At 48.9% G+C, this 11,760-nt stretch carries 11 protein-coding genes; 7 read left to right on the top strand and 4 right to left on the bottom strand.

Annotation, left to right across the window (positions count from 1 at the left end; translation table 11 throughout):
- From IQ260_RS19160 to IQ260_RS19150, 3 genes are all read left to right on the top strand, one after another.
- Window positions 1-586 (top strand): SDR family oxidoreductase (locus tag IQ260_RS19160; protein WP_193994705.1); only part of this gene is annotated, 586 nt, incomplete at its 5' end.
- Between the two features lie 41 nt (window positions 587-627).
- On the top strand, window positions 628-1,077 hold the full coding sequence (locus tag IQ260_RS19155) for an SRPBCC family protein (protein WP_193994704.1): 450 nt from the start codon (window positions 628-630) through the stop codon (window positions 1,075-1,077).
- A gap of 29 nt (window positions 1,078-1,106) precedes the next feature.
- The gene (locus IQ260_RS19150; RefSeq protein ID WP_193994703.1) at window positions 1,107-3,485 is read left to right on the top strand and encodes a hypothetical protein; all 2,379 of its coding nucleotides are present in this window, start codon (window positions 1,107-1,109) and stop codon (window positions 3,483-3,485) included.
- Between the two features lie 30 nt (window positions 3,486-3,515).
- Here the strand turns inward: IQ260_RS19150 and IQ260_RS19145 are convergent, their stop codons facing one another.
- Both IQ260_RS19145 and IQ260_RS19140 read right to left on the bottom strand, forming a co-directional pair.
- Window positions 3,516-3,971 carry an ATP-binding protein gene (locus tag IQ260_RS19145; protein ID WP_193994702.1) on the bottom strand — a complete coding sequence of 152 codons (456 nt, stop codon included), beginning with the start codon at window positions 3,969-3,971 and terminating at the stop codon, window positions 3,516-3,518.
- A 3-nt stretch (window positions 3,972-3,974) separates the two neighbouring features.
- Window positions 3,975-5,609 carry a SpoIIE family protein phosphatase gene (locus IQ260_RS19140; protein WP_228016261.1) on the bottom strand — a complete coding sequence of 545 codons (1,635 nt, stop codon included), beginning with the start codon at window positions 5,607-5,609 and terminating at the stop codon, window positions 3,975-3,977.
- A gap of 245 nt (window positions 5,610-5,854) precedes the next feature.
- On the opposite strand from IQ260_RS19140, the gene IQ260_RS19135 reads away from it, so the two are divergent.
- Entirely contained in the window at window positions 5,855-6,751 is an 897-nt protein-coding gene (locus IQ260_RS19135) for a hypothetical protein (protein ID WP_193994701.1), read from the top strand.
- Window positions 6,752-6,800: 49 nt separating this feature from the next.
- Here the strand turns inward: IQ260_RS19135 and rsmH are convergent, their stop codons facing one another.
- A complete protein-coding gene (gene rsmH, locus IQ260_RS19130) occupies window positions 6,801-7,697 on the bottom strand; it encodes a 16S rRNA (cytosine(1402)-N(4))-methyltransferase RsmH (RefSeq protein ID WP_193994700.1) in 897 nt (298 codons plus the stop codon).
- 260 nt (window positions 7,698-7,957) lie between these two features.
- Between rsmH and IQ260_RS19125 the strand changes: the two genes are divergently transcribed.
- Window positions 7,958-9,142: an NAD(P)H-quinone oxidoreductase subunit H gene (locus tag IQ260_RS19125; RefSeq protein WP_193994699.1), complete on the top strand. Its 1,185-nt coding sequence runs from the start codon at window positions 7,958-7,960 to the stop codon at window positions 9,140-9,142.
- An 83-nt stretch (window positions 9,143-9,225) separates the two neighbouring features.
- On the opposite strand, the gene IQ260_RS19120 is transcribed toward IQ260_RS19125, so the two are convergent.
- Entirely contained in the window at window positions 9,226-9,975 is a 750-nt protein-coding gene (locus IQ260_RS19120; protein WP_193994698.1) for a pentapeptide repeat-containing protein, read from the bottom strand.
- A gap of 528 nt (window positions 9,976-10,503) precedes the next feature.
- Here IQ260_RS19120 and IQ260_RS19115 point away from each other — a divergent pair.
- Both IQ260_RS19115 and IQ260_RS19110 read left to right on the top strand, forming a co-directional pair.
- The gene (locus IQ260_RS19115; protein WP_193994697.1) at window positions 10,504-11,295 is read left to right on the top strand and encodes a glycosyltransferase family protein; all 792 of its coding nucleotides are present in this window, start codon (window positions 10,504-10,506) and stop codon (window positions 11,293-11,295) included.
- 78 nt (window positions 11,296-11,373) lie between these two features.
- The coding region (locus IQ260_RS19110; RefSeq protein ID WP_193994696.1) for a pentapeptide repeat-containing protein at window positions 11,374-11,760 on the top strand (387 nt) is incomplete at its 3' end.

The raw sequence follows: 11,760 nt of genomic DNA, 5'->3' as shown, positions 1-11,760 counted from the left end.
GCCCTGTAATGTCCAGGATGATCAGCAGGTTCAGGCCACATTTGACGCGGTTAAGGAAAGCTGGGGCCGACTAGATATTCTGATTCACTGTTTGGCATTTGCTAATCGCGATGATTTAACAGGCGATTTTAGCGACACATCTCGTCAGGGTTTTCAAACAGCGCTTGATATCAGCGCCTATTCTTTAGTGAAACTGGCTCAACAGGCCAAGCCTTTAATGCTAGAGGGAGGGAGTATTGTCACCCTGACCTATTTAGGCGGTGTGCGGGTGGTTCCCAACTACAATGTCATGGGCATTGCTAAAGCGGCCCTCGAGATGAATGTCCGTTATCTGGCTGCTGAGCTAGGACCTGGGAATATTCGAGTTAATGGGATTTCTGCGGGACCGATTCGGACTCTGGCATCATCGGCGGTGGGCGGTATCCTAGATATGATTCACCATGTGGAAGAAGTTGCTCCCCTGCGTCGTACGGTAACCCAAGCCGAGGTCGGTAATGCTGCCACATTTTTGTGTAGCGATTTAGCCTCGGGGGTGACAGGGCAGATTCTGTATGTTGACTCTGGCTATGAGATCATGGGAATGTAATGACTTTTGAAGTTAATTCCTAATAAGTGCCCATATCCCCTATGGCAAACTGGCTTGAACATAGCGTATATGTCGACGTGGAGGCTCCCATAGATTTGGTTTGGGCTCTGTGGTCAGATTTAGAACAGATGCCCCAATGGATGAAGTGGATTGATTCGGTCGAGCTGTTAGCTGAGCAGCCAGGGTTGTCGCGGTGGAAGTTGGCATCTGGTGTCTGGGAGTTTACTTGGCTATCACGTACGGTCAACGTGATTCCCAATCAGATTTTGCAATGGGAGTCGGTGGATGGCTTACCTAATCGTGGTGCAATTCGATTTTATGGGCATCAGGACGGCAATAGTACCGTCAAAATGACCCTGTCGTATTCGGTGCCCACTGTGTTAGCTCGATTTATGGAAAATGGTTGGCTGCGACGGATTGTTAATTCCACATTGCAGGCCGATCTAGAGCGGTTTCGACAAAAAGCTGAGCAGATAGCCAAGGCTGGCTGAACGGCTTGTTTAGAGTTTAACGGACGGCCATGGGCTTCGACATGCGGTGGGCGGAGACATGCTTGCAGTCTCTAGATCTGGTTACCTTGTTTCAGGATGTGCTGGGTTGGATGGCCCCGTCAGAGGGGTGTGCGATCGCAACGAGAGCCTTTAATCATCCCTATCGCGCCCACTGTATTGCCCAACGGGGCCACGCCAGGATCTGGGAAATCAGGCTCAATCGGCCTGATGTTCTCAGCGCCAAACTCAAGGCCAGACTGTATCAAACTATTCATAAAAAACACCCCCAGCCTCTGCTCATATTTACCGATCGTCAACGGTGCCGCAGCCTTTGGTACTGGCAGCGTGTCGATAGCCACCACTCGCTTGTGTTTGTCACTCAGCAGCCCTTCGGAGCATGGTCAGCCCGACTCAGCTATCTGGCTGAGTATGCTCCTGCTTGGGGCAGGCTTGATCTACAGGCACAGCCCGTTGACTGTGTCGAATTTACCTCGCAGTTGAGACAGCAGCTGGGCCAGCTGAGCGACAGCATTACCGGCATCGAAAATAGTTGCGATCGCCGCTGGTACGCGGCTGTTTTATTGCAGCGGCTGATCATTGTTCACATCCTGCAGCAGCGTGGCCTACTCGATAACAACATCTGGTATCTCCACAATCGGCTTGGCCATAGCCAACAGCAGCAGCCGGATATCTTTTTTCAACAGGTCTTGCGGCCTTTGTTTACCCAGGGATTTGCTCTCCCGGCCCTAGAACGGCCTCGGAGCGTTAGCTGGATTGGTCAAGTTCCCTACTTGGGGGATGTGTTTTATACCCATCCCCTGGAGCAGCGATACACTCAGATCAACATTACCGATGCACCTTTTGAATCGATTTTAGTCTGGTTTGAATCCCCCCTGTGGCAGCGGGTTAGCAATAGCTGGCTGGTAAACACGATGGGCTTAGCATTTGAGCAGATACTGACCGATGAAGACCTGAAAAACCCGGAAGCAATGGCAGGGGAACAAGGTCCTTGCTGTGATCTTGTCATCAATCAGTTCATGCTCCGCCAGCTCAGCCTGGAGACAGGGCCATCAGCTCCTGATTTTTGGGATATTCTTTTTTGTGGCCAGGCTAACCATCTACGCCAGCTAGTGCAGACGATTTTGCCCCAATTTTCAGTCCTCGATCCAGCTTGTGGCGTGGGAACGCTGTTAGTCGAACTGCAGCATCAATTGGTCGATATCTATAGTGTCATCATTGGTCAGCTAGGTCACTCTCCCCACAGTCAGTTGGATATCTGGCTTAAAGGAGTACAGACGGAAAATTCGTCGCTGTTACAGACAATCTACCGTCGGATTTTTAAGCATGGTCTCTATGGTGTCGACATCAATCCAGCCGTTGTCGATAGTGCCCGTCTCCAGCTTTTGTTGGGGTTAGTGGCGATTGCCCAACATGCCAACGATGTTGAACCCTTGCCAAACCTTGATTTCAACATTTTCAAAGGCAATAGTCTAGTGGGCTTTATTCGAGTAGATGAGGCCGGATTTGATCGCCTGCGGGCCGCAGAAACACTGCTACAAGGAAATTTGCTCCAGCCCCTAGCCGCCGAAAATTATCGCACCATTCTCTCTGAGAAAAACATTGCCCTTGAACACTATCGCTCCCGTGCCTATCTATTAGAGGAACTGCAACAAGGCATCCCCCACTATGCTCAGCTCGAATTTTTTCGAGAACAGATCAATCAATTAGATGCCCAAGCGCAGGCCAAACTGAACGAATTGCTACTGGTTGAATTTAGTCAGACCCTAGGCATCCAATTTAGAGCCGCTCAGCTGATCAAAGCCCCTCGAAAACGGTTATTAGGCATTGAAGATATCGTAGGACTACAGCCCTTCCACTGGGGATATCACTTTAACCATGTGTTAGAGCGGACCCATGGATTTAGTGTCATTGTATCGAGATCTCCCCAGGGAATATTTCGACCCACTGCCAAAGAGTTTTTCCAACAATTTTGTGATTTAACCCGCAAGAAAAATCTGGATATGCGCACCTTCAAAACGGCCAAACGTTCGTTGCTCAATGCAGATCCTGATGTGGCAAAGGCTTGGCTGTTTTACCAGAGTCAGCATTCGTTAATGACCGATTACTTTTATCGCTCTCCCCAGTACGAGCATCAAGGCCCACTGCTCAAGGGTCAGCGTCAACGCACCCAGCTCCGCCGACATTGGCTGTTTATGGAGCGGTGTTTTCATCTCTTGGCCCCCCAGGGAATTTGTGGACTGCTTGTCTCCAATGACATCAAAGATAGCCCTCGAGGGATGGCCCTGCGTAGTTTACTAGAGACTCAAACAGAGAATGATCTGCACATGAGCCTACCCGATACGCCCCAAGGGACCGATCGGTGCTTTCTCTGGTTTTATAAACAATAGGGCCTGGCAGTTACAAACGTTGGAGCTACCTTAGGACGAATAGTCCTTTGAATAGTCAATGATTAAGCCCAAATCCTTTTCTAAGGTGAGGCAGTTACGCCCATCACCCACCCTCAGCTGATAATCAACTCGATCCATCAACTGGTGCAAAATTAACCAGCCATATCCCCCTTCTTGCGGATCACCGGGACTGGGCACTTGATAGTTGCGAATATCAAAACCACGGCCTTCATCCCAGACCTGTAAAGAGAGAAAACTACCCTCAACACCCAAGCGTAAAACGACAGGAATGTCAGGCTGGTCTTGATGGGCGTGACGCACAATGTTTGAATAGACTTCGACAATGACCAGTCGCAGACGACTTTCAACTTTTTTCCAATCTAAGTTAGCAGCCATGCCGAGTTCAGCCTTGAGCGAACTCAGTAGCCAATCTTCTACAACAGCCAAAAACTTTAAATCACTGGGGATAGCGAGTTCAGTTTTCATCGGTTAAAACGCTACCTCCAAAGACAAGATAGTCTGATCGTCATGCTGCTCAGTGTCTGTTGTGTTTAGTTGAGCTAGCAGACGTTTGAGATCCAGGCCGGTTGTTTGCTCTAACAGTAGCTGCCACAACCCTGCTTGATGCAGCATCTTGTGTTGGCCATCAACATTGACTAGCGCTTCGGTAATTCCATCACTGGCCAGTAGTAAAGCATCCCCTACGCTTAGGGTTAAGCGACCGGCCTCAGCTCGCCATGTGGGTAAAATACCTAGCGGCACACTGTTGCCTTCCCGTAAATAAGTAGGCTGAAGGGGGGTATCAGTTCCCTGCATCAGATTTCTTTGTGACCACATTACAGGATAAATATGGCCGGCATTGGCATAGACCAGTTCTTTGCTGGTGGGGCTGTACCGCACCAGCACCATGGTAATCATGTGTTCGTTATTGACTAAATCAGCATTTAGAGCCTGGTTGAGATTGGCCATCACAGCGTCAGGACTGGGGGACTGACTAGCGGATAATTCCCGCCGCAGCAGTGAAATGGCACTGGCCATGAATAGTGCAGCGGGTACCCCTTTGCCAGAGACATCCCCCACCGCTAACCAGATATCGCCCTGAGGATGGATAAAAACTTCATAGAAATCCCCTCCAACAGCTCGCGCTGCTTGACACTTGGCTTGGATCGTAAGGCCAGGGATTTCGGGCCAAACCTGATGCAGCAAATTATGTTGAATTTGCCGGGCTACCTCGAGCTCAGCCTGCATCTGTTCGGTTTGACGTTGCACGTGGTGGTACAGCTTAGCCTGGGAAATAGCCATCACCACCTGCTCAGAAATGCTGGTGAATAGAGCAACGATGTCGCTATTCCAGGTGTTTGTACTCTGATACAGGGCAATAGACGCCAGTGGGATATCTCGATAGGTAAATCCTGTTGCTAGTCGAGTTAAGGTGACATCACCATAGGGAAATTTGTCTAAAACCAGCTGTTGGCAAGGGGTATCTGCTGCCGCTAGGGCAGATGCGGATTCGCCAGTTTTAGAATAAGTGACTGGCTGGGGGGTGTTATCAGGTGCGATCGCATCCACCGGATATAAAACCGCATAATCGGCTTCAAATGCCTCTCCTAAGGCATCTACAACCGTTTGTAGCGTACTGGCATAATCCAGTGAGCGCCGAATGGTCGTGGTAATTGAGTTGTATAACGATTCTTTTTTGAGGGAGCGGGATAGGTCGTGGGTGCGTTGCTTGACCACACGATAGGTTTTGGCGGCTTCGTCAATGACCTGACGTAGTTCCTTGGGTTTCCAGGGTTTGGTGATGTATCTGTAAACCTGACCTGAATTAATGGCATCGACCAGGTCTTCGACGTCGGTGTAGCCAGTGAGGACAATCCGAATGGTGTCGGGGTAGTCATTGACTGTAAGACTCAGAAATTCTGTCCCGTTCATTTTGGGCATGCGCTGGTCAGAAATGATGATAGCCATCTCACCATTCTGGGCCAGACAATCTAACGCTTCTTGTCCGCTACTGGCCCGATAAACACGATAGCTACGCCTGAATGTGCGATGTAGCAGTTCTAGATTATCGAGTTCATCATCGACAACCAGGAGTTTAAGTTGTTCATGAGTGGGAGAACTCATATCACTTTGTGGCATATCTGAGGCTTGGGACATGTCGGAGTCAACCTTGGGAAGGTAATCACCCAATTCACCCATATTTACCTGTCAATCTTAATGTGCCCAGGGAGTTCCTGGGAGGACTGTCGCTGTTTCCAGTCAAATCGATCAGGATTGCACCTATGTTCTCAGGATTGAATGGTAGACCGTAGGGTAGCCTTACAGTAATACTTATTGTCTATATAAAGGTTGCTGTTGCTCGTCGAGATATGGCTATACTTCGCTCCCACGGCCTGGGTTTTTCTGTCGGTTTTGCTGTTTTGATCTCCCTATGTAACGGGGGAGCATTGCGGGCTCAGGCATTGTCCCATCAAGTCCATCAGGCTACCCTGGCTCAGCTGGATCGAGCCGTGTGTTTACAGCAGTGGGGACAAGCGATTGATATCACCAGCAGGCTCATTGCTTCACCCGATGTTTCGATGACGTACCGCCAAGAATTGCTGAGATTTAGACGGCAGTTACAGACATGGCAAATTACGCCTGTGCCGCCAATAACTCAGGCTAGTTGCGATCGCACCCTACCGCTTTTCCTACCCCTGGCTGAGCCTGAAGCCCCTGAACCTCAGCCCTTAGACTGGTATGGGGCCATCGCCGCGTTGCGGAGTTCGCGTCCCATCATTGAATTGGATGATGACTTTGACCCCACAGTCAATCTCATTCCCCCAGAGCTGACGGCCAGTAGCCCAGAGGTACTGGCAGATTTTGCCAGCCCCATTGACACCACAGATGGCTTTAATGTGGTGGGCGGTCGTGTCAATAGGGGCCAGCAAGTCTATAGCTTCGTAGCTCGCCTGGGGGATCGGCTTTCTCTGGAGGCGGATGTTACCCGAACGCACATTGGTGGAGAAACTCAGATATTTTTGTTTGACCAAACGGGCCATCTCCTCATGCAAAGCAATGACATTGGCTTCCAGGTATCGATGCAGAACGTGGTCATCCCTAAAACCGACGTGTATTTTGCTGTGGTGAGTCCCCAAGGGACCACACCTATTTTGGACAGTCAAGGGCTGATTGTCGGCTGGCAGACTCAGGACGCGAACAGCAGCTTTGACTATACGCTCACCCTTACTGGGGTAACGCCCTACCAGGCCTTGTTATTACCCTAGGTGATTCCTTCCCGCTGTTGGGTGCCCCATTGCCAAGTTACATGCGGTATCACTCAATTCGCTCTGCTAGACGCAGTTTGGCAGAACGCGCTCTTGGGTTTTGGCGGATTTCATCTTCACCCGCAATGATCGGTTTTTTGGTGAGGATCTTAAGCTGTCCATGGTCACGAAAACCGTGCTTGACCCGACGATCTTCAAGGCTATGAAAACTAATAATTGCGAGTTTGCCACCGGGGGCTAGCCAGTCGGGGGCAACTTCGATCAGCTGTTCTAACACCTCCAACTCCCGATTAACAGCAATGCGTAGGGCTTGAAACACACGGGTGGCCGGATGGATGCGGCCATGGCGATATTTACCAGGCACACTGGCTGCGATCGCATCAGCCAGTGCCGTCGTTGTCTGAAAAGGGCGACGCTCCACAATCCGACGGGCAATGCGACGGGAAAGACGCTCCTCACCATAGTGATAAAAAATATCAGCCAGCTCCCGCTCTGAACTGTGGTTTACCAACTCAGCTGCCGTTAACTCCTGGGTCGTGTCCATGCGCATATCCAGCGCTCCCTGATGCCGAAAGCTAAAGCCCCGTTCAGGGCGATCCAACTGGGGAGAACTCACCCCTAAATCCGCCAAGACACCGTCAAATTTTTGTTCCGCAGGATTAAAGCTAGCAAAATTACCCTGCCAAAATAAGACCCTATCCCCAAACTCGGCTAAATTTTGCCGGGCCGCCTCCAGGGCCACCGGATCTTGGTCTAGGGCCAGCAGGCGAATCGTTGGGTCAGTTTCTAAAATTAAGCGACTGTGGCCACCACCGCCCACAGTTACATCAAGGTAGTAGCCATGGGGTTTGGGTGCTAGACCTGTCAGCACCGCTGCTGCCAACACTGACTGATGGACAAATAGCGGTGCCGAATCAGGCGTATCATCAGCGCTAGCATTGTTCACAGAGCACCCCTCTATAAATCAAATAAATCAAACAAAATAAATCAAACAGACTCAGACCGGCTTTACGGAATCGCATCATACCTCAGTTAGCCAGTAGCCTTGCAGAACTCGCTGATGGATGGCTATTTTTTGCCCATAGTCTGCCCATAGACAAGTCAGAAAAAAAATAGCTTTATTTCAATACGAGATTGCTCTTTTATTCCAGCTTTCAGCGAAGAATCTTGCTAAAGTAAGTCAGAGAATAATACGGCATAGTTTCTATGACACGGCTCGAAACCAGAACAGAGCCCATGGTAATCAACCTGGGACCTCATCACCCTTCAATGCACGGGGTGCTTCGACTCATCGTCACCCTTGATGGTGAAGATGTGATTGACTGTGAGCCCGTCATTGGCTATTTGCATCGTGGCATGGAGAAAATAGCCGAGAGCCGTACAAACGTAATGTTTGTGCCCTATGTTAGCCGTTGGGACTACGCAGCGGGCATGTTTAACGAAGCGATTACCGTTAACGCCCCCGAACAACTAGCCGATATTGAGGTCCCTAGACGAGCTAGCTATATTCGAGTGATCATGCTCGAATTGAATCGTATTGCCAATCATCTGCTATGGCTAGGACCTTTCTTAGCTGATGTTGGTGCCCAGACGCCTTTCTTTTACATTTTTCGTGAGCGGGAAATGATTTATGACCTGTGGGAAGCAGCCACAGGCGCTCGTCTGATTAACAATAACTATTTTCGCATTGGTGGAGTAGCCGCTGATTTACCCTATGGCTGGGTTGATAAGTGCGAAGATTTCTGCGATTACTTTTTGCCCAAGGTAGACGAATACGAAAAACTGATTACCAACAACCCCATCTTCCGGCGTCGGGTGGAGGGCATTGGCACTATCACTCGCGAAGATGCTATTAACTGGGGACTTTCAGGTCCGATGTTGCGAGGCTCGGGGGTTAAATGGGATTTGCGGAAAGTCGATCATTATGAATGCTACGACGACTTTGACTGGGATGTGCAGTGGGAAACTGCTGGGGACTGTTTCGCCCGCTATGTAATCCGGGTGCGGGAAATGCGGGAGTCGGTAAAAATTATCCGCCAGGCAATTAAAGGTCTCCCCGGCGGCCCCTACGAGAATCTGGAAGCCAAACGGATGGCTGAAGGTCCCAAGTCAGAATGGAATGGATTTGATTATCAGTTTATTGGCAAAAAAATCGCCCCCACATTTAAGATTCCAGCAGGTGAGCACTATGTTCGCTTGGAAAGCGGCAAGGGTGAACTAGGGGTGTTTATTGTTGGGGATGACAGTATTTATCCCTGGCGTTGGAAAATTCGCGCTCCAGACTTTAACAACCTACAGATTTTGCCTCACCTGCTGCGCGGAGTTAAACTTGCCGACATCATGGCAATTCTGGGGAGTATCGACGTCATTATGGGTTCGGTCGATCGTTAGGTCAATTGTTAGAACAACAGAGCTGTCCAAGACAGCTCTGTTCAAAACAGCTCTTCAATGGGAATAATGGGAATCCAGCGACTCTACTTAGAACTGCTGGATTCATCGTCGATGTTGCAATCGGTCACCTGGTTAACAGAGTTGATATAACCTTCGTGGGCTGTAGAGCCGTCAGGATAAGTAACAAAGGCCATATCAGCCTGATCAAACTGAGTCCCATTAGTAATGGCGCTATACATATCGGCGTAGCGCATGTAGGCCTGACTAAAATTTGCCCCGGTCATGTCGGCTGCCCGTAGAATTGTGCCGTAGAGACTAGCGCTCTGAAAGCTGCTATTCACTAATCGAGCTGAACAGAGATTGGCGTCTCGCAATTCAGCATTAGTCAAGTCTGCTCGCTCAAGATTGCTATATTCCAGGGTACCTTGAAGAATCTTGGCATTGCGCAGATTGGCACGAACTAAGCTGGCTTCTTCTAAATCAGCCCCGCGCATGTTGGTATAGCTCAAGTCAGCTTCATCCAGCTTTGCTTCGCGAAATACAGTGTTGATCAATAGACTGTTGCTAAAGTCAGCTCCCCGGAGGTCAGAACCAAAGAAATTAGCGCGGCTCAGATCCTGATTACTAAAATCTTTGCCGCGTAGGTCGCAGCTCACACAGGTATAGTTTGGATGCTGTGGATCGGCCATGGCGTCTAGGGAATCTCCCCGCTGGGTGACAGCCACGGCTGGATCAGATTTTGATAAAACCTTATTAACCTGCGGTAAACGCAGGAGCAAAGGAGCCATTGCGGCAGATAAAATCAACAGGGTTAGCAGAAAATTCAGTTTCATAGGCCATTCACTGTCGATAATAAAGACGTTATTTATATAAAAGTTAGGTTAGGGCATTGATTAGCCTTAGATGGAAAATCAACCTAGGAAATCTTAGATGGTGTTAATTTTGATTTGAATTGACTTATCCCACAGGGCAACAACGGCCAAATCAGGATTAAGAACTGAATAAATTCCAAGAAGGAAAGACCAGAGGCAGAATAAAGCCCATACCTCTTATACCTGTCCTACTCCAATGGACGCATCACAGAACATTCAGTCTAAATTCATAGAACTTAACTACCCATTAATTGACTAGTTATTTGTTTTTCTTATATGTGACCCTGATGTGTAGATTAACACCCTGCAGCCTGTTTCCGTCCTATTCAAGTTCATCAACCGTTTAGGATGTTTGAAAGATCGAAGGCTAGGCTGTGGCTTTCTTAAACTGCCTCCTGACGTTAACAGTTTTGGATGGATTGTTTAAGAGGACTATACAGGCGTTAACTTAACCTTACGTTATTATTTACCGATTACAGATTAAATTCCATGGGCTCATCTCCCTTTCGTAGCATATTCTTACCATCACTGGTGTCATCGGGGGTAGCGTTCGCCGTTATTACCCTGCCACTGTCGATGGCAAACTCAGTGCCCACTTGGGTATCCCCTAGTCAATCTCGGGGTGACCTTATCAGCCCTTTAGATAATTCAGCTAAACCTATTATCCGTTACATTGGGATTGCGATTATTGGCAGTGTTGGCACTGGAATGGTCACAGCCGATATTCTGCGTCGTATTTATCGACGCCAGCGTGCTTTAGCTGCCGCACCTGAACCATTTGAGACTTCTGTTGTCAGTGAGGTGGCCAGCCAACAACAGGACGCATCTAAAAATTTTGAGAAGCAGATTCCAGCCTCGAGAGGAGTGGGGAGTTCTATGAGCTTAAATGGCCAGGGTTTACTGGCTAAAAAGCTTGCCTCCGGCCATACTGTTGTGCATTTTAAGGGATATACCCAAGGTGCCCATGTCGATGGCTTGGAACTCACCCCAATTGCTTTGGATGAGCTTGTACAGCTAGATGCGGACTTACCTCCAGTAGATATCCCTATCTTGACGTTTTTGGATCAAGTTGATCCAACCCATTTAGATACCGGTGATGCCATGGTATTTGGTGTGCGTTACCAAAATAAGTACTATTGTTTGTGGCGTAGTACAACGGATCAAGAACGAGCAGTGGGGTGGGCACGACGTCTGCTGCGTCAGCATAGAGACATCATTTTGACTCAAAACAATCAGGCTCAGTATTCTCTATGGTATGTCCCCCATAAGCATCTGAGATAGGTTTAGATATCGCGCTCATCTGTTATCTCAGATGAAAGCAGAGTTTTTACTATTTTTGTTTTTTATAGTTAGTGAATTATGGCTGATTTATCCTCCCAGGTGATTGCCGCCTATGCCAAGGGACGGCGAGATTTTAGCTATTGTCAGATGCCCGCGATTCGAATGTCTCAGTATGTGTTGACTGAGATTGATCTATGGGGCTGTAACTTGGCGGATGCTCATCTGGCGGATGTTGATTTTAGTGGAAGCAATCTACGGGGTGCGGATTTGCAGCGGGCAAATTTGCGACGGTCTAATTTTCAAGGAGCGGATTTGCGGGGGACTTGTCTAAGGGATACCCAGATTGAAGATGCCAATTTTCAAGATGCGATCGCAAACCACCAAACCCAGTTTCCAAAAAACTTTGACCCACTGCAGGCCGGGATCCATCGCTTAGGCCCAAAAGCAACGTTGATTGACTGTAAC

The sequence above is a fragment of the Leptolyngbya cf. ectocarpi LEGE 11479 genome, assembly GCF_015207065.1.
Taxonomy (GTDB): domain Bacteria; phylum Cyanobacteriota; class Cyanobacteriia; order Phormidesmidales; family Phormidesmidaceae; genus Leptothoe; species Leptothoe ectocarpi.
The sequence above is the reverse complement of the archived record's forward strand: the minus strand, read 5'-3'. Positions and strand labels throughout refer to the sequence as shown.